Raw genomic sequence first — 21,930 nt, forward strand, 5'->3', positions numbered from 1 at the left:
ATTGAAGGGGAGGTCGGCCCTCCGATCACCGAAGCCAGGGAATTGAGGTTTCAAACCTCATTTGACCTTCTCGGGTGAGGGAATTGAAGCACTCAGACAGGTGATTTGCTGGCACACGGGTGACTCTGGTCCGATTAGTCATCTCTACGCCGCTAACCAATGATCCGACCGAAACCCGCAGTGGCTATACCGGTTTGTCGACTCATCCCCAGGCCTGTGGATAACTTTCGGCTGTGGATAGTCCCCGCCCCTGTGGATGGCGGGTTCCGGGGCCACGGGCCCCTGTGGACGACGGGTGCGGTCACCCGCCCCCTTCCGTCCGGCCGTGGGAAAACGATCGGAAAAGGGCGGAAAGACAAAGGGCGGCGGTCAGATGTTGTCGCGGTGCCGTCGCGGTGCCGTCGCGTGGATCAGATGTCGCCGCGCCCGTCGAGGCACCGGGAGAGCCAGTCGGCGGCGGCCGTGAAATCGTCGTCCGAGGTCCCCGGCCGCCGGTGCGTGGAGACCTGCCGGTCGGCGCGCGGATAGGAGCCGAGGAACCGCACCTGCGGGCAGATCCGCTTCAGCCCCATCACGGCCTCCGCCACCCGGCGATCGGACAGGTGCCCCTCGCAGTCGATCAGGAAGCAGTAGTTGCCGATGCCCTCACCGGTCGGCCGCGACTCGATCCGCATCAGGTTGACCCCGCGCACCGCGAACTCCTGGAGCAGCTCCAGCAGCGCGCCCGGGTGGTCGTCCGGCAGCCAGACCACCATCGAGGTCTTGTCCGCGCCGGTCGGCGAGGAGACCCGGCCCGGGCGGCCGACCAGGACGAACCGGGTGGTCGCGGTCTGCGCGTCCGCGATGTCCTTGACCAGCGGGTCCAGCCCGTAGATCGGCGCCGCGAACTCGCCCGCGAACGCCCCGTCGTAGCGGCCCTCGGCGACCAGCCGGGCGCCGTCCGCGTTGGAGGCGGCCGACTCCCACTGCGCGTCCGGCAGGTTGGCCGCCAGCCAGCGGCGCACCTGCGCCTGGGCCACCGGGTGGCTGGTCACCGTCTTGACCCCCGCCAGGTCGGTGCCCGGCCGCACCAGCAGCGCGAAGGAGATCGGCAGCAGCACCTCACGGTAGATCATCAGCGGGGTGCCGGCGGCGAGTTCGTCATTGGTCGCGGTGACGGCGCCCTCGACCGAGTTCTCGATCGGGACGAACGCCCCGGAGGCGTCCCCGCCGCGTACCGCGTCCAGCACCAGCGGCACCGAGGCCAGCGGCACCAGCTCCCGGGTCGCGGCCTCGGGCAGGGTGCGCAGCGCCGCCTCGGTGAAGGTGCCGGCCGGGCCGAGGTAGGTGTAGCGGGTGGCCGACATGACGCCTCCGTGGGGAACAGGGTGGAACCGGGGCAGGGGTGTTGCCGAAGAAGTCACCATAACGACTCCGCGCGCCGGCCAGGAAAGCGTTTCAGTGGCCGGGACCGGAGACCGTCGGGGGCGTGCTACTCGAAGAGCTGCTGGCCGAGGTAGCCGCCGGCCGGGACGCCCGGCGGCACCGCGTACAGGCCGCTGGCCTCGTGCCGCAGGAAGCGGGAGAGGCCGTCCCCCCGGGCCAGCTTGCGCTGCACCGGGGTGAAGCCCTTGCGCGGGTCGGCCTGGAAGGCGAGGAAGAGCAGCCCGGCGTCCGGCGAGCCGTCGGGCAGCAGGCCGTCGTGGTACGAGAACCCGCGCCGCAGCATCGCCGCCCCGCCGTTGGCGGCCGGGGCGGCCACCCGGACGTGCGCGTCGGCGGGGATCGCCAGCGCGCCGTCCGGGCCCTGCGCGGCCAGGTCGACGGGGGTGCGCTCGCCGGCCCCGGCGGGCGCACCGAGCGGCGCGCCGTCCGACTTGCGCCGTCCGATCACCCGCTCCTGCCGGTCGGTCGGCAGCGCCTCCCAGTTGTCCAGCAGCATCCGGATCCGCCGGAACACCAGGTACGAGCCGCCGGCGAGCCAGGCCGGCTGGTCCGGCCCGGCGGTGCAGAACACCTTGGCGGCGAAGCCGTCCTCGCCCGGCTGGGGGTTGTTGGTGCCGTCGATCTGGCCCATCAGGTTGCGGCCGGTCATCGGGCGCGCGGTGGCACCGGGTGTACGGGCGAAGCCGGCCGACTGCCAGCGCAGTGCCGCCGTGCCGGCCGCCTGGCGTTGCAGCACCCGCAGCGCGTGCACGGCCACCAGGGCGTCGTCGGCGCCGATCTGGACGAACAGGTCGCCGTCGCCGCGCGCCGGGTCGAGCGCGTCGGCGGGGAAGGGCGGCAGCGGTTCGAGCGCCTGCGGGCGGCGGTCGGCCAGCCCGGCCTTGTCGAACAGGGCGGCGCCGAACCCGACGGTGAGGGTGAGCGAGCAGGGGCCGGCGTCCAGCGCCACCTGGTTGTCGGCGTCCTCGGCCGGCTCCCCGGCGGTCAGCCGCTCGGCGGCCTTCGTCCAGCGCTGGAGCAGGGTGCGCAGCCCGTCCCGGCCGACGCCCTCGGCCAGGTCGAAGGCGGCCAGCTGGACCCGGGCCTGCTGGGGTTCGAGGATGCCGGCCTGGTGCTCGCCGTGGAACGGCACCCGGGCCGCGCCGAGCGCGCCGCCCGGTCCGGCGGCGGGCGCCGCGCCGGGGTGGCGGTCCAGGGCGACCGCCCCGGCGACGCCGGCTCCGGCGCCGGCCAGCAGCCCGGCGCCGGCGGTGCCGAGCAGGGCCCGCCGGGTGAAGCCGGCGCGGCCGGGCGCCTGAGCACCCTGTGCTGCAGGCCTCTCCGCCTCCGCCCTCTCCGTCGTGTCCCGGTCCGCCGTGGTGCGGTCCGTCGAGGTGTGCTCCATCGTGGTCAGCCGATCTTGAACTGCTGGGTCGGGGTGGTCTGGTCGATGTCGGAGGAGCGGATCTGCACCGACACCACCCAGGTGCCGGCCAGCGGCAGCTGCGCGGTGCCGCTCCAGCGGCCGGTGCCCTCCGGGGTGAGCGCCACCGGCAGCGGGCCGAGGTCGCGGTCCGGCAGGGTGAAGGCGAGTTGTACCTCGGGGACGTCCACCGGCTGCCCGTCCGCGCCGGTCAGCGCGAGGTGCACCTCGTTCGGGCCGGTCCGGGCCGGGTTGAGGGTGACGGTCGCGGTCCCCTTGGCGTTCGGGGTGCGGCCCTTGGTGTCGTACGGGAGCTTGAGCTCGACGGTGCGGCCCGGCTCGGTCTGCGGGGCGGGCGCGCCCCCGGCGGCCGGCCCGGCGGCGGGTGCGACGGCACCGGCCTTGACCTCGCTCGCCACCCGCCCGGGCGGGGAGTTGGTGAGCATCGTGGTGACCACCAGCACCGCCACCGCGACCAGCGCCTCGACCAGCACCGAGCGGCGCAGCCCGGCCCTGGTCGGGGTCAGCCCGCGTTCGCGCCCGGCGCTCTCCCGGGCCGCCTGCTGGCGGGCCAGCTGGGCCTGCCGGAGCGGGTCCTCGGAGTGCGCGGCGGCTGCGCCGACCGGCTCCGGCACCGCGGCCGGCTCGATCTCCGCCGCCTCGGCCGGGGCCGCGCGCAGCCGGGCCAGCCAGGTGCGGGAGAACCAGGCGGCGCCGAGCATCACGGCCACGCAGCCGGTCTTCACCAGCAGCAGCCGCCCGTACTCGGTGCCGGTCAGCGCGCCCCAGCTGCCGAGGCCGCGCCAGGACTGGTAGACGCCGGTGGCGGCCAGCACCGCGACCGAGCCGAAGGCGACCTTCGAGAAGCGGTCGACGACCTGCGCGCCGACACCCTCGCGCAGCGCGACCAGCAGCGCGGCCAGGCCGCCCAGCCAGAGCGCCATCGCGATCAGGTGCAGCATGCCGAGCGGCAGCGACAGCCAGACCTGGATGCCGACCGAGGCGTGGTCGGCGCCGACCCAGGTCGCCGCCAGGGCGATCGAGAGCACCAGCCCGGCGACGCCGAGGCCCAGCCGGGCCTCGCGCTGCGGCCGCTCGGCGGCGCGCTGCTCCAGCTCCCGCAGCTCGGCCTCCTCAGCCTCCTCGTCACCCGCGCTTCCGGCACTTCCGGCGCTCCCCGCGCTCCCGGCGCCGCCGGGCTGCGCCGCCGGCCGGGCCGGCTGCCCCAACTGGCCGACCAGCAGCGACAGGAACACCCCGCTCGCCGCGAGCAGCAGCAGCCGGGCGGCCAGCGCGGTGCCGATCCGCTCGTCCAGGGTGGCGCGCACCAGCGACAGGTCGAGGGCCTTGCCGATCCCCGAACCGCGCTCGTACGGGCCGCGCAGCATCAGCACCGCGACGGTGGAGGTCAGTAGCGCCGCCCAGCCGGTCATCAGCAGCCGCTGCATCCGGCGCCGGGTGGCGCCCTCCGGCCAGCAGATCAGCACGAACGCGGCGACGCCGGCGAGCAGCGCGAACGCCGCGTACGCGACGGTGCGCCCGGTGCCGTAGAGGGCGGAGACCAGGCCGTCGGCCTTGGCGCCCTGGAGCGCGGTGGCGGACACCGAGGTGTCCGAGGGCGCGCCGATGGAGAAGGTGAACGCGCCGCCGATCGGGTGCGAGTCCTCCGAGACGGCCCGCCAGGCGACGGTGTACGTGCCGTTGGCGAGCCCGCTGTTCAGTCCGACCCGGGCGGTGTCCGCCTTGCCGTCGGCGTGCCCCGGGTTGCCGGTGTCCACCGCCTTGCCGGCCGGGTCGAGCACCCGCACCGAGTCGCTGGACAGCGACACGGACTCGCTGAAGGTCAGCGTGACCGCCTGCGGGGCGGTGGCGACCACCGAGTTCTGGTGCGGGTCGGTGGACTCCAGGGTGGCGTGCGCGGCGGCCGGTCCGGCGCCGGCGAGCATCAGCGCGAGCAGCGCGCCGAGCGTCCCGAGCAGTCCGGCGATGCGGCGGTGGGCGGCCTTCTCCATGCTGGCGGTCCCCTTAACTCTGGCCGGGGCGGTAGGTGAGCTCCTTGACCGGCACCTTGACCGACAGGGTGCCGGACTTGGCGAAGGTCAGGTCGAGCTCCAGCTCGTCGCCGAGGGCGGGGGCCTTCTGCCATCCCATGATCATCAGGTGGGTGCCGCCGCGGGCGAACTGCAACGCGCCGTGCGCGGGCACGTCCAGGCTCGGGACCTGCTCCATGCTCGACGGGGTCGAGCGGTGCATGGTGACGGACTCGGCGCCCGGGCTGCTCACCTTGACCAGCTGGTCCTGCCCGCCGTCGTTGCGGACGGTCAGGTAGCCGGCGGCCATCCCGCCGGCCGGGGGCAGCGGGATGTAGGAGTCGGCGACGCTCAGCTTGGCCGCCCCGCCGCCGGCACCGTCCTGACCGCCTGCCCCGCAGGCGACCAGGATGGCGCCGCCGCCCAGGGCCGTCGCCAGTACCGCGCCCGTGAGCGCCGTCCGCCGGAAGCCGAGGGTCGCGCGGCCGGCCGGGGCGTGGCCGGTCGAGGCCTTCATGCCGCGACCCCCTTGGCGAGCAGCGGCAGGTCGTGCTCGTAGGTCTTCTCCTCGGTGCCGCTCAGGTAGAGCACGTGCGCCTTGTCGTCCGAGGGGAGGAAGGCCAGCACCTGCGCGCCGTGGGTCGAGGTGACGGTGCCGTCCGCGTTGACCACCGGGTCCTCGATCATGATGCCGAGCGACCTGGCGGCCGTCTTCACCTTGGCCAGGTCGCCGGTCAGGCCTATGAAGTCGCTGCCCATCGAGTCCAGCCAGGTGCGCAGCACCTTGGGGGTGTCGCGCTGCGGGTCGGTGGAGACGAAGACGACGTTGACCTTCTGCCGCTCCTCGGCCGGGAGCGCCTTCATCGCGACGCCGATGTCGCCCATGGTGGTCGGGCAGACGTCCGGGCAGCTGGTGTAGCCGAAGAACAGCAGCGTGGTCTTGCCGTTGGTCTGCTGCCGCAGGTCGTACGGCTGGCCGGAGGTGTCGGTCAGCTGGAGGTCGGGCTTCTCGAAGTTCTTGGTGAGCACCGTGCCCTGGTACGGCGAGTCGGACTTCTGCTTGGTGACCTTGGCGGGGGTCGAGCCGCCCCCGGAGGAGCCGCAGGCGGTCAGCGTCAGGGCGGCGGCGAGCGCGACGGCGGCCGCGCCGGCCAGGCGGGTGGTGCGGGTGGTGCGGGGCATGGGAGATCCGATCGTGCGGGGTGGGTCAGGAGGCGGAGCCGCTGCTCCGGCGGCGCAGGCCGAGCACGCCGACGGCGGTGCCGATCACGCCGACCACGATGCCGACCACGCCGAGCACCCGGGCGGTGGAGTCGCTGGACTTGGCGCCGGCCGGGGCCGCGGTGTGGTCGGCGCTGTCGCCGTGGGCGCCCGCGGAGGGGGAGGCGGTGACGCCGCCGTGGGCGTCCTCACCGGCGGCGGCCTTGGTGAGCTTCAGGACGGGGGCCGGGTGGGCCGGCTCGGGCTGGCCGTCCTTGGACTCGTCGATCCAGCGGACGACGTCGCCGTTGTCGTAGGTCTGCAGGGTCTTGAAGACCATGCTGTCGGCGTCGGACGGCAGCGGGCCGATCGAGACCCGGAACTCCTGGAACTGACCGGGGGCGATCTTGGTGCCGGCGTCGGCGGTCCAGGTGATCTTGGAGACGGCCTCGTTGACGTCGCTGCCGTGCACCTTGATCGGCTTGTCGAGCTTCGCCTTCTCGACGGCCGCGGTCCAGCCCGGCAGCGGCAGGGTGCGGACCGAGGCCAGCGGGTGGTCCAGCGGGAGGTTGACCTCCAGCTTCACCGTGCCGGCGGCGTCGCTCTCGTTCGGCACCCGGAAGTCGACGGCCGTGTAGCCGCCCTGGGCGGCCGCACCCGGGTTCACGGTGACGTGCGCGAACGCGGGGCCGGCCAGCGCCACCACGGAGGCGGCGGCGGTGAGGGCGACGGCGGCGAGACGGCGGGTGGGAAGGGAACGCATGATGGGGTGTCTCCGATCGGAGCTCGGCGGACCGGCCCGCGTCCGGGCGACGGGAAGACCGTGCCTCGGCGGGGCCGCGCGTGGGGACGTGCTGGGGACGTGTGGGGGCGGAAACCGGGGGCCGTCGGCGTGTCGGGGACACACGGGATGTCGGGGACACACGGGACCGGCCCGGGGACGCTGCGCACGACCGGGGCCCGACACGAACGGGGCGCCAGGAGCCGGATCAGTACGCGAAGGCCCCGCGCGGCGGACCGCGCCGCACCACGCTGTGCCGCAGCGCGGCACCCGCCGGAAGCGGACTCTCCCCGCCCCGGACCCCGAACCGACGGGCCGGACCGGCCGCGCCGAACAGGCCGCGCAGCAGCGCCGCCACCAGCACCAGCGCCGACCGCAGCGGCGCCGCCCAGTGCTCCCGGGCCGCCGACGCGGTCACCCGCACCAGCCGCCACAGCGCCGCCTCACCACGCCGCAGCCACCAGCCCGCCACCAGCGCGGCGGCCAGGTGCCCGGCCAGCATCGACGGCGTCATCCCGAACACGCCGCCCTGCCACCACGGGGCGACGGCGTACGCGTTCGGGTCCAGGCCCGCCGAGGAGACCAGCTGCTCGGCGGTCGGGCTCCCGGGCAGGCCGGCCAGCGTGCCGGGGCGCGCCTCGTTGCAGATCAGCCGGCCCGCCACGGTCGGCAGGGTCAGCGGACCGGAGCCGCCGTGGTGCATGCCGGCCATGCCGCCGATCGCGGCGTGGCCGTTGAAGCTGTGGAACAGGCAGTGCAGCCCGAGCTGACCCGCACCCAGCGCACCGGCGATGGCCGTCAGCGAACGCTCCCGCCCGCCGCAGGCCACCGCGAGCACCAGCACCGCGGCGAAGCCCGTCGCCAACGCGGCCGGCGGCACGTTCCCGCCACCCGCCAGGGCGTGCCCGGCGGCCGCTATCAGCGTGCACACCAGGGCGAACGGGACGGCCCGGGCAAGCCGCAGGTCCCAGGCGGCGGCCCCCACCGGCGCATCCGGTGCGAGGGCGCCCGGGAGCGGGGCGGCGGGGAGGGCAGTCATGGCCGAGACATCATCTCACCGCCTACCTCGCCCGCGTGGGCAGGGTGGGAAATCCCTACGAATGCCCCGTTCGGCAGCGGCGTGCAGGCCGGAGAGTGCGCCACTCGGCACAATCCACGGCCTCAGTCCATCCGCCGAACGGGCGGCAGCGGGCCCCGGGCACGGTTCACCGCCGAATCGCCCGGAGATACCTAGTTGTATGTGGAGCCGCAGCCAGGAGGGACCTCCCGTGGACATCTGGTGGACTCTGCACCTCAAGCGCGACCCGGCCAGCGTCCCGCTGGCCCGGCGCATCCTGCTCGGTGCCATGGCGACGGCGGGCGTCGACCCGCAGATCGCCCACGACCTCGGCGTCGCCCTCAGCGAGGCCTGCGCCAACGCCGTCGAGCACGGCGCCGGCGGGCGGCCCGACGACGGCTTCCAGGTCACCGCCTCGATCAGCGGCGACCGCCTGCGGATCGAGGTCACCGACTCCGGCCCCGGCCTGCCCGGCCCCGTCGGCACCCCCGCCCCGGCGCTGCGCCGCCGCCCCGTCCCTCCGCCGCCGCCCCGCCCGGCCGCGCACCGCCGCCCCCGCCGCGGCCGCGCCACCGTCCCGGCCCGGGTCCTCACCGCCCACCAGCCCCGGCGCGACGGCCACCCCTACGACACCCACGTCCTCCCCGCCCGCCCCGCGGCGCCCACGCTGCGCCCCGTGGACCTCGACGCCCTCCCGGACCTCACCGCCGAATCCGGCCGCGGCCTCTTCCTCATCCACGCCCTCACCGACCACGTCCAGCTCCGCAACCACCCGCTCCGGGGCGCCATCGTGAGCTTCGACAAGATCCTCAAGTGGCAGGACGGCGCCTTGCTGCAGGCCGCCTCGTAGCACCGATATCCCTCTGACCTGCACGAATGGCCACTATCGGGGCCCACGTCGCGGTGAGTGCGAGGTAGGGATCAGGCCGCCAGGTCACACGTGGGGCACATGCCCTCGGATTTCGGCGCAGAGTGCCCCGCCTCCGAACTCGGAAGCACCCTGTCGATCGCGGAACGCGTCCGGGACTCGCTCGTCGGCATCAGATGGGTGTACGTCCGGACCGCGAATCCGGGCAGACCTCAAGGAGACACACCATAGTCGTACTGGCCCTTGTCAGCTCTCGCTCGCTCCCTGGGGAGGTACCGCCAGCCCCTGGGTTGCGGGCTTTCGGCGTGCACGGTAGGCAGCCTGCCGGTAGGCGTCGGAGCAGTACTTCCTGGGCCTGCCGCCCCATCGGGACGAACCCGGTGCTCGGCTTCGAGTCGTGCCGGCGGCTGGGAACCATCCCGGCCGCCGGACGTCTTGTGTGCTTGCGGCCGCCACCGACACGGAGGGGCACGGCGGGCGTGCGGCCGGTCCGGCGACAGGCTGATCACGCTAGGAAGGCGGCGGCCCGCGCGTCGAGTTCCTGGGCGGCCGAAACGCCCCGGCTCTTGAACTGGGCGAGGCTCTTGCGCATCTCCATCACCGAACGGCGGGTGCGGACGGACTGCACGCCGGCCATGGCATCGAGCGCGTGGTTCCAGGTCCCGCATGCCTGCTCGATGCCGCCGTCAGCGAGTTCCATCTTGGCCTGATCCACTAGGTCGAGCGCGAGGATCCTCGCGTAGGTCGAAGCCGGGCGGTTGGCCGCCGCCGCCGCGAAGTTCTCTGCAGCGCCCTTCCGGTCGCCGAGTCGGGAGAAGACCTTGGCGCTGCGGGAGTTGACCGTGGCACGCGCCGGGCCCCAGGAGAGGGCCCAGTACGGCATGGCGTCGCCGCCAGCAGCCTCCAGCAAGTCCCGAGCCCGCTGGACGGCCTGAACGGCGGGGCGGCGTTGGTTGGTGGCCGCCAGGCCATGGGCGTGGGTGATGGTGAACAGTGCCTCGGTCGCGGCGTCCACGCGACCGGCGACACGGGACAGAGCGGTCTCGGACAGTGCGAAGGTCTTGGAAGGGTGGCGGAGCTTCATGCCCTGCTGGGCGAGGGTACGCAGGACGAAGGCGTCGTGGCCGGTGATCCCGGACTCGACGGCGAGGGCGTAGGACTGGTGGTAGTACCGCTGGGCGAGGCCCTGCTCGCCGGCGTCGTACGCCTTCCAGCCGGCAAGGTGCACGCCGACCGCTGCGGCGGAGAGCATCTGCTGGCGGTCCTCGTGGGTGCGGAAGGTGCCCCGGCACAGGGCGGCGACGTCGGACCGCAGGTACTGGATCAGGGCGGAGCGGCCGTGCTGGCCGCCGTGGCGCTCGTCGATCTCGGTGAACATGCTGATCATGTCGCGGACGGCGGCGACCTCGGCGGCTCCGGCGACGGCGCCTCCTCGGACGGCTGCGGTTCGTTCTGCGCTCTCGCGGACGTGGTCCAGCGGCAGGTGCATCGCGGCGACGGAGTATGCCGAGGCGGCCAGGAACTTTCGTCGGTCCAAGTCAGCTCTCCACACCCGTGCGAGGACGCCCACCGGGTCGGGGCCGATGGACAGCCCGAGGCCCGGATCGGATTCTTCCACCGACCGTAGCCCGAGTTCGGTTGGGGTGTAGAGCCGTCCCGTCTTGCGGAACAGCGCCTCACAGATGAAAGCAGGAGTGTCGCCCTCCGGATCGGCGCCGCGCAGCCACTTGTGGACCGTGGACGGGTTCGTCCGCAGGTGGACACCGACCTCGGCCGCCACGCGGACGACGCCTCGGGCGAGGGCGTCGAAGGTCATGTCGGCGTCGGCAATGGCCACTTCGAGCTGGTGGTTCGTCACAGGCTGTGCCATGACCACTCCCTTCCTCGGCGCCGGGTGGCGGTAAACACGGTAAAGACAACCGACCGTCCTAGACAGGGACTTGGACGACGGAGCATCGGTTGACTTGGTGTCAGCCGCCCGGGTCGAGAGTCGACACCGGCTCCGGGGAAGCTCCGGGCGGCTGACTCCGACCGCTGCCACCCGGACAGCCCCCGCTGTCCGGAGTATGCAGCCCTGGCGACCAGGAGCGGACCGTGACCACCGAGATGCTGATCAGAACGGAACCACTCGCACGCCCTGCCATGGCCAAACTGCCGTACGCGCCGCAGTCTGCCTCTGCGGCGCGTCGGCTGGTCCGCGACGCGCTCGCGGACTGGGAGCTGGGTCACCTGGCCGACGACGCCGAGTTGGTCGTCACAGAGCTGGTCTCCAACGCGGTCAAGACCGGCTGCCTGACCGAGATGCGGGTCGGCGTCGCCCCGATGACCAACCGCGCCGGCCAGGCCGTGCGGATCTCCGTACGGGACGGATCCTGCGCCCTGCCGGTCCTGATCGGCGCCGCCCACGACGCGGAGTCCGGCCGTGGCTTGGCCCTGGTCGACCGATTGGCCGTTGTCTGGGGCGTCGACCTGGAGCCGCACGGAAAGACGACGTGGGCGGACATCGCCGTGGACCAGGCGTGAGCGGCCGACACCGCAGCACAGACCGCGATCCTGTGGGCACCGCGCTCACCGGGCTGTGGGCACTCGGCCACGCCGTCGTCCTCGGGTTGCTGTCGGTCCTGATCCAGCACCACGTCAAGGCGGACGCCATGGACCGCGCTGGTTTCGCTGCGTCGGTTCCAGACACGCCGTCCGTCTGACCCCAGTACCCCCGCCTCGGGCATCCGCCGCGCGAAGGCCCGAGGCGGGACCGGCGGCTCCGGGTGAACCCCCGCAGCCGGAGCCGCCCACATTCGCCGGCCTCGGCACCCCGCCAGGTCGGAAACCCGTCACGCCGAAGGGAGATTCGCCGTGCCGCAAACCGCGGTCCCGATCTTGGAGGCCCCCCAGCCTCCCCCGCCCCCGCCGCCTCCGCCCCCGGCCCCGCCGATCCCGCAGCCGCCGTACCCGGGCCGCTAGCCCGATCCAGCCCTCGGCCGGGCGTCCTCGCGGCGTCCGGCCGAGGGCCGTCCACCGCCCCACAGATGTTGTGCACCACCCGGAGGAAATCGTGTCCATCTCCCCTGAGCACGACCCCACGCCTTCCCGACCCGTCACGATCGCGGTCAGCGGTCCCGACAACGTCGGCAAGACCAAGCAGATCGGCATCCTGACCCGCCGTCTCGGTCCCGCCGCACATGCCACTGGACCGCTGGACGACTACGACCCGCGCTGGGGCGCCATCAAGGCCCTGGGGATGGGCGCCTGGTGGTTCGAGTGCGGCCCGGTCGAGGAGGTCGCCGACGTCCTCGCCAGCTCCTACCTGGAACGTTCCCGCAGGCCCGCCGCCGCGCCCGTGCGTCTGATGGACCGGGGCATCCCGATGCTGGAGGCGTCACTGGCAGCCACCGTCGCGGTGCGCGAGCGTCTCAGCCCCGACGAGGCCGCCGACCGGGCGCGCAAGCTCCTCGATCCGTACGCCGCCGACGTGCGGGCCGCCGAGGCGGCCGAGTACGGCATCGTGCTCCTGCACGACGACGACCCGGTGATCGGCACTTCCCGCAGCCTCTCCCACGAGCGGCAGGTCACCCCGGCCTACGCGGACTACCAGCGGCACCTCCACCTTCAGGTGCACCGGCTCGTCGCCGAAGGCAGGTGGGCGGAGACCATCGTGGTCGGCGAGCGCCGGGTCGTGGCCGTCCAGGACGAGATCCGCCAGCGCCTGCATCCGATCGCCCCGCTCGTGCCGTCCCGCGCCCTTCCCGGCGTGCGGGTGGTCGCGCTCGGTGGCATGTCGGAGAGCGGCAAGAGCACGGCGGGCGAGTACCTGCGGGTCAGGCACGGGTACGCGCGCCTCAAGATCGGCTACCTGATCGAGGACGCCGCCCAGCGCGCCGGCATCGCTGACCCGTACGAGCTCCCGGCCGTGGTGCGGGCCGAGCTGCTGGTCGACGGCCTCGACCGCTACTGCGCGGCCCACCACTTCCTCGACCACGTCACCGTCGAGTCCCTGCACGACCAGGACGCGACCGCCGAGCTGCGGCGGATGCTCGGCGAGCAACTGACCGTCGTCTACGTCGACGCGACGCCGCAGGTCCGCGCCGAGCGCGGCACCGCCGGGCCCGAGGACGTGGTCGAGCGCGACGCCGTCAAGGCCCGCCGCGGTGCGGCTGGGGTCGCCTCGATCGCGCAGGAGGTCATCGACAACAACCACAGCCGCCTGCACCTGGAGCGCCGCCTCGACGGGATCGCCCTGGCCCGCCGGTGGCCGCTGCGCAGGCCGGCCACCATGCCGGTGAACACGCTGGGCCTGCCCGTCCACCTGGAGTCCTACCTCTCCGGGCTGTTAGACCGCACCACCGTCCAGGCGCCGCCCGTCATCGACCTCCTCGCCGTAACCGGCAGCGGAGCGCGCGGCAAGTACCAGCACGGGTGGTCCGACCTGGACGTCTTCGTCGTCGCCGAGCAGGACAGCCTCCCCGGGCTCCGGCAGGCCCTCGCCGAACTCGAAGCCGAACTCGGTGGCGTCAAGCTCGGCCTGACCGTGCTGACCCAGGACGAGTGCCGCACCGGGGCGGTCACCTCCCGCCTGCTGCACGTCCTCATGCTGATCGGCTCCGGCTCCCTCGTGCCGCTGTGGTGCCGCCCCGGCCTGGCCCTCCCCGCCCCGGACGCGGCCGGCGACGTGGCGGTCAGCGTCGAGGCCGGCGTACAGGCCGCCATCGAGATCCGCCGCCAGATCCTCAAGGGAGCCCCCGACCTCCGCGCCCTGTTCAAGATCACCGCTCTGCTGGCCAAGGTGATGCTGCGCTTCGAGGGCACCGAGCGTGCCTCGGACGACGATGCGCTGGGCGTCTTCCTCGACCGCGAGCCCGCCACCGACGCCGACCTGCGTCGCCAGGCCCGCGAGGACCGCGAGAAGGCGGTGGAGCTGGCCAACATCGTCCTGGGCCACTGGCTGGCCACCATCGCCCTGCCGACGAGCCGCGCATGAACGGCCCCGCCACTTCTGTCCCGGCCTTCCGCAAGATCCTCGCCCCCGCCGCAGCGCAGGCCGAGGTCCAGGGCTGGCAGGCCACCGCACGCACCCTGCCGGTGCCCCAACTACTGGGCCACAGCCGGGCAGGCGGCAAGCACGTCGTGGCCTACGAGGACGTGTTCGCCACCGGCCGGTGCACCATGCTGCTCGGCGACGTCATCGCTACCGCCGACCGGTACCCGAGCGCCCTGCCACGGGTCACCACGCTGATCGACGCCGTCTGCGACAGCCTGCTCGCCGCCGTCGCCGACAGCGGAAGCGCCGCGCCGCTCTCGGCCTGCGTGCCCGGCCTCTACCTGGACCGCATCCGCCCCGGCGGGCGGATCGACACCTGGTACCTGTCCGGCCGCCTCGCCGTCCCCGTCTCGCGCACCGGCCAGCCGCTGCCCGTACACGCCCTCACCGGCCACATCTTCGTCGTCAACGGCGTCCCGATGCCGCTCGACCTGCCCGCCATCGTCTGGGAAGCCCGCGAAACGCTCTGCTCCGCCCGTACCTGGGTCACCGCGCTCACCCAGGGCGACCCGACCGAGCCGAACATCGCCGACCCGCTGTGCTGGCTCGACTTCCAGTACGCCGGCCGTAACACGCTCGCCGGGGAAATCGCCATCCTCCTCTGGTACTTGCTCGGCATGGGCGGCTGGCTCGTACCGACCTACCAGCCCGAGGTGTACGCCCGCACCCTCCCGCTGCACCTGCCGCCGGTCACCACCCCGCACCTCGAACACGTCGACCACGACGAGCGGCACCGCCGCCTGGAAGTCCGCTACACCTGGGCGGTCGGAGTCGGGCGTCAGGCCGCAATCGACCGCCTGCTGAAGCGCGTTCGCGCCGACCTCGCGCCCGCCGCCGGACTGGCCCCGGACCGCTTCCTCGCCCAGATCCGCCACTTCCTCACCCTGCGAATCCTCGGCGTCATCCCGCCCCGCCGCTTCACCGGCCACGACCTCCTCCTGCTCCTGGCCAAGCTCACCGAGACCCAGCAGCCCGAGGCCGTCTGCGAGACCTTCACCTGCACCCAGCCCGCGCCGGCCACCGGCCCCGACGATCGGACCGACCATGACCACACCCACGCCGCTTGAACTGCCCATCGCCGCCCTGCCGCTCCAGGGCCGGGTGGCCCTGGTCACCGGCGGAGCCACCGGGATCGGCGCTGCAACCAGCCGAGCGCTCGCCGCCGCCGGTGCCTCCGTCGCCGTCAACCACCTCGCGCAGATCCGCCGGGCCCGCACCGCGCTCGCCGACGTGCGGTGCGAGGGCCTGCACGGCATCGAGGTCAGCGCCGACCTCACCGACCCCAACGCCGTTGCCGCCCTGGCCAGTCAGGTCGAGTCCGAACTCGGCCCGATCGACATCCTCGTCAACAACGCGGGCGCCTACCCCCGCATCCCGTGGGACGAACTCGGTGAGGATGAGTGGGCGCGCGCCATCGAGTCCAACCTGACTATCCACTACCGCACTTGCCGTGCCATCACGCCGGGCATGGCCGAGCGCCGATGGGGCCGGGTCATCAACATCGGCAGCGTCAACGCGCGTGCCGGCCGCCCCGGACTCACCGCCTACAGCACCGCCAAGGCCGGACTCCTCGGCCTCACCAGGTCGCTGGCCAGGGAACTTGGACCGGCTGGCATCTGCGTGAACACTGTCGTACCCGGGGCCATCCAGGTCGAGGCGGAGAACGACCTGCCCGCCCACCACCGCGCCCGGCCCGAGGACCAGATCCGCCGCCAGTGCGTCCAGCGCCGGGGCCGCCCCGAGGACGTCGCCGCCGCGGTCGCTTTCCTCGCCGGGCCGAGCGCGTCCTTCATCACCGGCCAGTCGTTGCACGTCGACGGCGGCTGGATCCTCCACTGACCGGCCCGTCCCATCGAACAGGAAGCAGGGCACCATGCAGCACCGCGTCCGCGCCGTCCTCCTCACCCCGAACGACACCATGCTGCTGATCAAGCGCATCCGCCCCGGCATCGACCCGTACTGGGTGATCGTCGGCGGCAAGATCGAACCGACCGACGCCAGCCCCGAGGAGGCCCTGCTGCGCGAGGTCCGCGAGGAGATCGCGGGCGAGGCCGAGATCGTCAGCCTCCTCCACACCATCGAGACGGACGACGAGCGCCAGGACTTCTACCTCGCCACCATCAAGAAGTGGAGCTTCGAGGACCGCACCGGCCCTGAGTTCAGCCAGGAAGGCCGAGGCGAGTACATCCTCGAAGAGATCCCTCTGACCGCCAACGCCCTCGACACGGTCAACCTCCTGCCCCAGGACTTCGCGGCCATCCTGCGCGACGCCGTCGAGCGAGGGGAACTCCTCGCCGCCCGCTGACCGCAAAAGGCGGCCGGGTCGGCTCGGCCGCCCGACATCCACGCGAAGCGATGGTCCTTGATGTGATCAAGACCGCTGCGGCAAAAGGACCTTGGTGCGGCGAGTGACGTGGTACGTTCCGTGGTCCAACCGAAAATAGGCGACCCCGGCGGTGCTACCAACACCCCGGGGTCCGGCAACAGGAGTGCAACCTCCCGATGCGTGTCCATCGTAGCGCCCACGTGCGCAACTTCACCGTGCTGCCCAACGGCCTCCTGCAGGACCGGCGGCTGTCTTACACCGCCCGCGGCCTGCTCACGGACCTCCTCTCCCGCCCGGACGGCTGGCGCGAGGATGGCCGGCACATGGCCGACACCAGCCCGCAGGGGCGCGGCGCGATCAGCAAGGCCCTGAAGGAGCTGACCGAGGCCGGGTACTACCGGGTCGAGAAGATCCGCATGCCGGACGGGACGATCCGCACCGAGACCCACGTCTACGACACCCCGCAGCTCGCGCTGCCGAGTACCACCCGTCCGGTCTCCGGTAGAGCGACCACCGGCAGTGCTGGCGTCCCTCTTGTAAAGAACCGGTACCAAGAACCCTCCCACCCCGCCGAGCAGGCCGACCAGCAGTCGGCCGCTGCCGGGGACACCGCCGACCGGCCAGAAGGGCGGGAGGAGGGCCAGACCATCGACCAGGAGACTCCGGCCGTACCGGACGAGCAGGTCCGCGAGGCAGTGGTCACGCTGTTTCGGGTGATTCGTCCGGAGCCGCGCCTGCGGCTGGGCGAGGCCGAAGCCACGGAGCTGGCGCCAATCGTCGCCCAGTGGCTGGAGCGCGGCAGCACAACCCAGGAGCTGGCCCAGGCCCTGCTGCCCGGCCTGCCCGTGCCCCTGCACTCTCCGGTCGGCGTGCTCCGCAGCCGCCTGCAACGCAAGATGCCGCCTGTGCGGGCCCCGCAGCAGCCCGTGAAGCCCCGGTACGCTGAGTGCACCAAGTGCCACGACCCGCTGCCGCGCCGGGGCATCTGTGCCGCGTGTGCGGGCCTCGGCGGGCGGACGGTCCAGGTCGGCGATGGGGCGGCTGTAGCTGCTGCCGGAGCCGCGCGTGTCCGGGCAGCCATGCTCGCTGCCAGGTCGACGCTGATCATCGGGCAGTTCGCCGCCGTAGCCGCCCGATAGGCGCTCATCGCCGTGCTGGCGTTGATGCCGCTGCCTGAGGACTTGTTCCGCGGCGAAGGATGAGGGCCTTGGTTCTGGTGTCGGCCTTCAGCTGGTTGGCTTCGCGTCGTGGATCCAACCATCGAGGATGACGAGGCGCTCGTTCAGTGTGTGCATGGTGGCCTGCTCGATGTTGTCCTCGTGGAAGAAATCGTGGAGGCTGCGGTGGATCTCACTATGAGGCTGGCGCCTCAGAGCAGCTAGGTGTCCCACCTTGCGATTAACGACCAGCCGCAACTCCATCTTCTGTTCGGCCAGAGTCTGTTCCTTCACGACTGGCCAGGGCCTGCCGTCGCCCGTACGGACCCCAGCCAAACGCATCAGGCGGACAATGGCAGAAGGTTCGGAACTGATTGGCAGGCCAGCTTCTTGCCCCAAGCGTCGAGCCTGTAGGAGCAGAGACTCGCCAATGGCCTCACCCTTGTTGATTGTGTACGGGTGAATGGAATTTGAGGTGCCGATCACCTCCAACTTGCGCGGGGGAGTTACTGTGGAGGGAATTGCTCTATCGGCAGATTCGCTGCTGGTGTGGCGTGTCCGAATCCTTTCCTCCTGATCGCGCAGCACGTGCTGGACGGTCAATTCGATCCGCGCAGCGGGCTCAAGGAGTGGCTGGATGGTTGGGATGAACACACGTGCATACAGGTCGTCGTCTTCTCCACGGCGCCGGATGCAGCGGCCTACGACCTGACGGAAAAAGAGCTCCGTGCGAGTGCGGGTCGCATAGACGATCACTCCCAGGCGTGGAATGTCGACACCCTCGGCGACCATCTGGACGGCGACAATCCAACGGGACGAACCGGTGGAAAACTCGTAAATGCTCCTCGACGCGAGAGGCTTGTCCGAGATTGCAAGCGTGGCAGGCTCTCCCGTAAGGCTTTCGAGGATCGCAGCGTATTTTCGGGCGTGCTTTTGATCAGTGGCAAGAACCAGCCCGCCGATATCCGGAGTGTCCTGCCGGATCAGCGACAGCTCGTCGTTGGCGCGGCGCAGGGTCGAGGGAATCCAATTCTTTTCCGGGTCAAGGGCGGCGGTAAGGGCGTGCGAGATTGTCCGTGGATCGGTTTCGGACAGCTTCCTTGCCGTCGCGTGCTCGGACGCCAGCCGCCATCTGGCCTCGCCGTCCAGGGCCGGGAAAACGACGGGTCGAACAACGTCCTGGTCCTGCAGAGCCATGCCGTAGTCATAGTTGATGTCAGGGATTACCCGGCGTTCCTCGTCGTAGCGAAGGAACGGGATCGGCTTTGCGTCGGTCCGAAACGGAGTGCCGGACAGCATGAGCCGCCTGTGCGCGTCGCTGAACGCCTCGAACAGCGCCGATCCCCATGCGAGGTGCTGAGCGTCCCCAGCGTGGTGCACCTCGTCCAGGACTACCAGGCATGGCCGACCGGACTGGTTGGCCATGCGGGACCACACAGACGGGTCGGCCGCCACGGACTGGTACGTCGTCACCACGCCGTCATAGTCGGTTGCGGTGTTCCTTCTGGCGTTCTTGAAGGTTGGGTTGAGCTTGATGCCCGGTCCCGCTGCGGCTCTGGCCCACTGTCCCTTCAGGTGGTCGGTCGGCACGACAACAACGACCCAACTGATCTCGCCGCGGTCCATCATCGCTTGGGCGGCGAGCAGCGCGAATGCGGTCTTGCCTGCGCCCGGGGTAGCCACTGCCAGGAAGTCGCGATTTGTCCCCAGGAATTTGCGCAGGCCGCCGTCCTGCCACTGCCGCAACCGCACGTGCCGAACCTCCAGTCGGGACTGCGCCCCGCGACTACTGCGGGCATCACCGTGGTCAGGCGACCAGCGCGGGCGCAGGATCGGCAACTGTGCTCCAGCCGCCGCTGATCACCAGGTAGAACCTGGGCTGCTGTCGGAGCTCCGCGAGGTTCACAACATGGCACCGTAGACCAACGCAGGAGTGGTCTATCCGCGTTGAAGGGGGGCGCTGAGGGATCCCTTGGAGCGCCCAGCATCACCCGAACGGCGCACAGCAACGGCGTGCGCCCCCTCGTTACTCCAGGCGCCGACTCATCCAGGTGCTCCGTACGGTGGCGGGGTGGTGGTGAGCTGAACCGGGCGGCCCCAGGTCACATCTGGGGCACATGAGAGCCAAAAGTGCCACTGACCAGTGCGAACTACTGAAGGTAGTTTCGCCTGGTCAGCGGCACTTTGCGGGACGAACCCGCAGGTCACGGGCCTGTAGTGATCAAAAGATCCTCAAGTGACAGGACGGCGCGCTGCTGCGGGCGGCGTCGTAGCGCTGATGCCCTAACAGCCAAGGAACGTCGAGGGCCCGGGCAAGAGAAAACAGCGGAGCATGGACCAGGGAGTGGTCGGTGCTCTCGCCGGTTGGCAGCCACAGGCGCGTCAACGGCGCCAACGTTCCCTGGCCCAGGCAACCACCGCCACGGTCACGGCCCCATCCACTGCTCGGCCCAGCCGCCGGTGCCTGCGGCGTAGCCAGCGGTGTATGCCGCCGCGACTGCAGCAGCCAGAACTTCGAGTCGCGGTGGCCTGTGGCTCTCGCCACCGATTGCGCGCATAGTGGAGGCCTTCCCCTTCGTTCGGCGCGTTCGTCGGTTAGGTGGAAGGCAAGGGTGTCCGCTACGGCCTGCCCTATACCGCCACCCATGGTGCGATGGTCGGCACCACTGGTGGGGACATCCGGCCTGGCCTGCGCGAGTCGAGCCCTAGGGGCAGGGACTCCTGAGGTCGGCGACGGTCACCAGCACAGCGGTCGACGCCTGAACGCGAGTCACCCCGTTGGTCGCCGGGTCGAACAGTGCGACCCGGGGGGCGAGGGGGTCGAAGGTGAGAAGTGGACGTCCGGTAACCAGAGGCTCCCCTTGGACGGCCGCGGCTGCGCTCGTCGGCCTGACACAGACGGCACGGGCGGTGAGCGCGTGGAACGCCGAGGGCGGCTTTCCGGCAGAGACCTGGGGGCGGGCACCGTCGGCGGAGCGGCTTCCGTTCTCGGTCGCCGAGACGATCACCACCAGGCCGTAGAGCAGGACCAGCGGGACGACAATCAGTTTGCCGAGATCGACGTGAAGCTGCCGGAAGTACCCCACGCCGGCCAGGATCAGAAGGACAGAGGCGATTCCGATGGCCAGGGGTCTGGTGGTCGGGGTCACCTGGTCCATGGTGGACAGGTTGACATCGGCCATCTTCATTCCGAATTTCTTCAGATAGGAACCATAGGAGAGGTCGCCGACCATTCGGAGAAGTGGCGGTGCCAGCGAGATGGCAATCGGAACGGCCCAGAGGACCAGCCTTTCCGGACCGGTTCCGCGAATCAGGTGGCGGAGTCCGAAGACGACGAACACCAGGTACAGTGGAGCGAATCTCGACAGTGGTGTGACGATCTGGTTCTCGCCGAGTGAGATGCCGATGGCGATTCCTATGGCGGCGAACACCGTGGCGACCGCAGATTTGGCGGCTGCCGGGACAGGCCGGTCGAGATGGGGAAACGACAGGTAGAGCAGCAGCGTGTAGACCAGCGCGAACGCGGAGAGCCCGGCCAGGTGCTCGGTGGCCGGAGTCCACCGGGGCTCGGACGCGATGACGATCGAGGTGCCGCCGATCCACACACCGAGGGGCAGGTAGAGCGCGATTCGGTCCTGGCGGATCCAGTACCGCTTGCCGTTCTCCGGGGAACGGTCCGCTGGGACGGGGAACGGCAGGCGCAAGCCGGAGCGTGCGGGCCGGGCGGGTGGGTTAGGAAGGTGCCGGCGACGGGAGAACTCCTCTGCCGCCTCGCGGTGCGAGGCGGCGTGGATCACTTCGCCGGTGTCGCGCAGTCCCATTGCGATCCGGATCCGGTCGACCCTGCCGCGAAGGCCCTCCCGTCGTGGCAGCCGTCGGTGGACGTGGTAGACGGCGGAGCGTACGGCGCTGGGCTGGAGGACCCAGGCGCCGCGGATGTCGAACAGCAGGCCGTGTGGTTCGAGAAGGTTGACGACCTCCAACGTGGCGACCCGTTCCGCACCTCGGGAGATTCCGACCAGCGGGACGTCGACCAGCCAGTGGGAATCGAGACCCTGGCGGCCCTCGGCCGTGTGGGGACTGTGAGTCCTGGTGTCTCTCGTGAGATTCCACCCGGCCTCTCTGAGGGCGGCTGCGATGTATTCGCTCTCCGCGGATTCGACGGACAGCGAGACTCTGACCCGGGTGTCGAATTTCTGCGCGGGTAGTGTCGCGCTGTCCGTCGATCCGTCTTCGGCGGGATCTGCTGCGCGTTGTTCGGGAATTCGATTCCGCTCTCGCGAAGAGGTCGGGCGAAAACGCCTCAGGAACTCGTTGTCGGGCACGGGGTGGTCCTGTTCGGCCAGGTGATGCACTTTCCAGGCCGTGATGTTAACAGCCACCCCGGGAGTTCTTCCCGCGCATTTCCGGTGGGCGGGATCAGGTGTGGGTGCGGCGGCGGGTGGTGAGGAGGAGGGCGGCGCCGAGGAGGACGGCGGTGGTGCCGGCGATGGCGAGGGGGCGGGTGGCGGTGCCCGCGCCGGTGTCGGCGAGGTGGCCGGGTGCGGTGGTGGGCTACCAGCTGCCGCCGGGGGAGCGCGGTACGACGGCGAGGCTGCCGCTGCCGCTGCCGCTGACCGAGACGTTGGTGGCGAGCTCCATAACCGACG

Annotated in this window: 18 protein-coding genes and 1 pseudogene; 8 read left to right on the forward strand and 11 right to left on the reverse strand. The window is 71.5% G+C overall.

Going from position 1 to position 21,930, the window contains the following annotated elements; all coding sequences use genetic code 11:
- Nucleotides 1–410 precede the first annotated feature (410 nt).
- The 7 genes from pheA to ACFVHI_RS03525 form a co-directional block, all read right to left on the reverse strand.
- Nucleotides 411–1,346, reverse strand: coding sequence for a prephenate dehydratase (pheA, locus tag ACFVHI_RS03495; RefSeq protein WP_063348373.1), 936 nt, complete (start codon nucleotides 1,344–1,346; stop codon nucleotides 411–413).
- Between the two features lie 125 nt (nucleotides 1,347–1,471).
- A complete protein-coding gene (gene efeB / locus ACFVHI_RS03500) occupies nucleotides 1,472–2,809 on the reverse strand; it encodes an iron uptake transporter deferrochelatase/peroxidase subunit (RefSeq protein ID WP_380335363.1) in 1,338 nt (445 codons plus the stop codon).
- Nucleotides 2,810–2,814: 5 nt separating this feature from the next.
- Nucleotides 2,815–4,839 carry a FixH family protein gene (locus ACFVHI_RS03505; RefSeq protein ID WP_380335365.1) on the reverse strand — a complete coding sequence of 675 codons (2,025 nt, stop codon included), beginning with the start codon at nucleotides 4,837–4,839 and terminating at the stop codon, nucleotides 2,815–2,817.
- Nucleotides 4,840–4,852: 13 nt separating this feature from the next.
- On the reverse strand, nucleotides 4,853–5,374 hold the full coding sequence (locus ACFVHI_RS03510) for a copper chaperone PCu(A)C (RefSeq protein WP_079135711.1): 522 nt from the start codon (nucleotides 5,372–5,374) through the stop codon (nucleotides 4,853–4,855).
- Nucleotides 5,371–6,039, reverse strand: a complete 669-nt coding sequence (locus ACFVHI_RS03515) for an SCO family protein (RefSeq protein ID WP_063348371.1) — start codon at nucleotides 6,037–6,039, stop codon at nucleotides 5,371–5,373. Before ACFVHI_RS03515 ends, ACFVHI_RS03510 begins: the two co-directional genes overlap by 4 nt.
- Nucleotides 6,040–6,064: 25 nt before the next feature.
- Entirely contained in the window at nucleotides 6,065–6,820 is a 756-nt protein-coding gene (locus ACFVHI_RS03520) for a YcnI family protein (RefSeq protein WP_063348370.1), read from the reverse strand.
- Between the two features lie 226 nt (nucleotides 6,821–7,046).
- Nucleotides 7,047–7,877: a hypothetical protein gene (locus ACFVHI_RS03525; protein WP_380335370.1), complete on the reverse strand. Its 831-nt coding sequence runs from the start codon at nucleotides 7,875–7,877 to the stop codon at nucleotides 7,047–7,049.
- Nucleotides 7,878–8,106: 229 nt separating this feature from the next.
- Between ACFVHI_RS03525 and ACFVHI_RS03530 the strand changes: the two genes are divergently transcribed.
- Nucleotides 8,107–8,745: an ATP-binding protein gene (locus ACFVHI_RS03530; protein WP_380335373.1), complete on the forward strand. Its 639-nt coding sequence runs from the start codon at nucleotides 8,107–8,109 to the stop codon at nucleotides 8,743–8,745.
- A 523-nt stretch (nucleotides 8,746–9,268) separates the two neighbouring features.
- On the opposite strand, the gene ACFVHI_RS03535 is transcribed toward ACFVHI_RS03530, so the two are convergent.
- The gene (locus tag ACFVHI_RS03535) at nucleotides 9,269–10,633 is read right to left on the reverse strand and encodes a hypothetical protein (protein WP_380335376.1); all 1,365 of its coding nucleotides are present in this window, start codon (nucleotides 10,631–10,633) and stop codon (nucleotides 9,269–9,271) included.
- Nucleotides 10,634–10,857: 224 nt separating this feature from the next.
- Between ACFVHI_RS03535 and ACFVHI_RS03540 the strand changes: the two genes are divergently transcribed.
- From ACFVHI_RS03540 to ACFVHI_RS03570, 7 genes are all read left to right on the forward strand, one after another.
- The gene (locus ACFVHI_RS03540) at nucleotides 10,858–11,286 is read left to right on the forward strand and encodes an ATP-binding protein (RefSeq protein ID WP_380335379.1); all 429 of its coding nucleotides are present in this window, start codon (nucleotides 10,858–10,860) and stop codon (nucleotides 11,284–11,286) included.
- 32 nt (nucleotides 11,287–11,318) lie between these two features.
- A complete protein-coding gene (locus tag ACFVHI_RS03545) occupies nucleotides 11,319–11,465 on the forward strand; it encodes a hypothetical protein (protein WP_380335381.1) in 147 nt (48 codons plus the stop codon).
- 350 nt (nucleotides 11,466–11,815) lie between these two features.
- On the forward strand, nucleotides 11,816–13,738 hold the full coding sequence (locus tag ACFVHI_RS03550; protein ID WP_380335383.1) for a nucleotidyltransferase domain-containing protein: 1,923 nt from the start codon (nucleotides 11,816–11,818) through the stop codon (nucleotides 13,736–13,738).
- Nucleotides 13,735–14,865, forward strand: coding sequence for a hypothetical protein (locus ACFVHI_RS03555; protein WP_380335385.1), 1,131 nt, complete (start codon nucleotides 13,735–13,737; stop codon nucleotides 14,863–14,865). The genes ACFVHI_RS03550 and ACFVHI_RS03555 overlap by 4 nt, the downstream gene beginning before the upstream one ends.
- Entirely contained in the window at nucleotides 14,843–15,637 is a 795-nt protein-coding gene (locus ACFVHI_RS03560; protein WP_380335387.1) for an SDR family NAD(P)-dependent oxidoreductase, read from the forward strand. Before ACFVHI_RS03555 ends, ACFVHI_RS03560 begins: the two co-directional genes overlap by 23 nt.
- A gap of 34 nt (nucleotides 15,638–15,671) precedes the next feature.
- The gene (locus ACFVHI_RS03565; protein WP_380335388.1) at nucleotides 15,672–16,103 is read left to right on the forward strand and encodes an NUDIX domain-containing protein; all 432 of its coding nucleotides are present in this window, start codon (nucleotides 15,672–15,674) and stop codon (nucleotides 16,101–16,103) included.
- Between the two features lie 197 nt (nucleotides 16,104–16,300).
- A complete protein-coding gene (locus tag ACFVHI_RS03570) occupies nucleotides 16,301–17,263 on the forward strand; it encodes a hypothetical protein (RefSeq protein ID WP_380335390.1) in 963 nt (320 codons plus the stop codon).
- Nucleotides 17,264–17,350: 87 nt separating this feature from the next.
- Here ACFVHI_RS03570 and ACFVHI_RS03575 read toward each other — a convergent pair whose 3' ends face one another.
- From ACFVHI_RS03575 to ACFVHI_RS03585, 3 genes and pseudogenes are all read right to left on the reverse strand, one after another.
- Nucleotides 17,351–19,033, reverse strand: a complete 1,683-nt coding sequence (locus tag ACFVHI_RS03575) for a DEAD/DEAH box helicase (protein ID WP_380335392.1) — start codon at nucleotides 19,031–19,033, stop codon at nucleotides 17,351–17,353.
- Between the two features lie 953 nt (nucleotides 19,034–19,986).
- Nucleotides 19,987–21,606, reverse strand: a complete 1,620-nt coding sequence (locus tag ACFVHI_RS03580) for a hypothetical protein (protein ID WP_380335395.1) — start codon at nucleotides 21,604–21,606, stop codon at nucleotides 19,987–19,989.
- Nucleotides 21,607–21,700: 94 nt separating this feature from the next.
- A pseudogene (locus ACFVHI_RS03585) lies at nucleotides 21,701–21,802 on the reverse strand (LPXTG cell wall anchor domain-containing protein); the annotation flags it as partial.
- Between the last annotated feature and the right edge of the window lie 128 nt (nucleotides 21,803–21,930).

It is taken from the genome of Kitasatospora sp. NPDC127121, from assembly GCF_042677305.1.
Taxonomy (GTDB): Bacteria; Actinomycetota; Actinomycetes; order Streptomycetales; family Streptomycetaceae; genus Kitasatospora.

Bases quoted from the DNA above. Each gene is read 5' to 3' on its own strand.
- pheA (WP_063348373.1), bottom strand. From the start codon at position 1,346: ATGTCGGCCACCCGCTACACCTACCTCGGCCCGGCCGGCACCTTCACC.
- ACFVHI_RS03515 (WP_063348371.1), bottom strand. From the start codon at position 6,039: ATGCCCCGCACCACCCGCACCACCCGCCTGGCCGGCGCGGCCGCCGTC.
- ACFVHI_RS03510 (WP_079135711.1), bottom strand. From the start codon at position 5,374: ATGAAGGCCTCGACCGGCCACGCCCCGGCCGGCCGCGCGACCCTCGGC.
- ACFVHI_RS03535 (WP_380335376.1), bottom strand. From the start codon at position 10,633: ATGGCACAGCCTGTGACGAACCACCAGCTCGAAGTGGCCATTGCCGAC.
- ACFVHI_RS03555 (WP_380335385.1), top strand. From the start codon at position 13,735: ATGAACGGCCCCGCCACTTCTGTCCCGGCCTTCCGCAAGATCCTCGCC.
- ACFVHI_RS03520 (WP_063348370.1), bottom strand. From the start codon at position 6,820: ATGCGTTCCCTTCCCACCCGCCGTCTCGCCGCCGTCGCCCTCACCGCC.
- efeB (WP_380335363.1), bottom strand. From the start codon at position 2,809: ATGGAGCACACCTCGACGGACCGCACCACGGCGGACCGGGACACGACG.
- ACFVHI_RS03560 (WP_380335387.1), top strand. From the start codon at position 14,843: ATGACCACACCCACGCCGCTTGAACTGCCCATCGCCGCCCTGCCGCTC.
- ACFVHI_RS03570 (WP_380335390.1), top strand. From the start codon at position 16,301: ATGCGTGTCCATCGTAGCGCCCACGTGCGCAACTTCACCGTGCTGCCC.
- ACFVHI_RS03505 (WP_380335365.1), bottom strand. From the start codon at position 4,839: ATGGAGAAGGCCGCCCACCGCCGCATCGCCGGACTGCTCGGGACGCTC.
- ACFVHI_RS03525 (WP_380335370.1), bottom strand. From the start codon at position 7,877: ATGACTGCCCTCCCCGCCGCCCCGCTCCCGGGCGCCCTCGCACCGGAT.
- ACFVHI_RS03565 (WP_380335388.1), top strand. From the start codon at position 15,672: ATGCAGCACCGCGTCCGCGCCGTCCTCCTCACCCCGAACGACACCATG.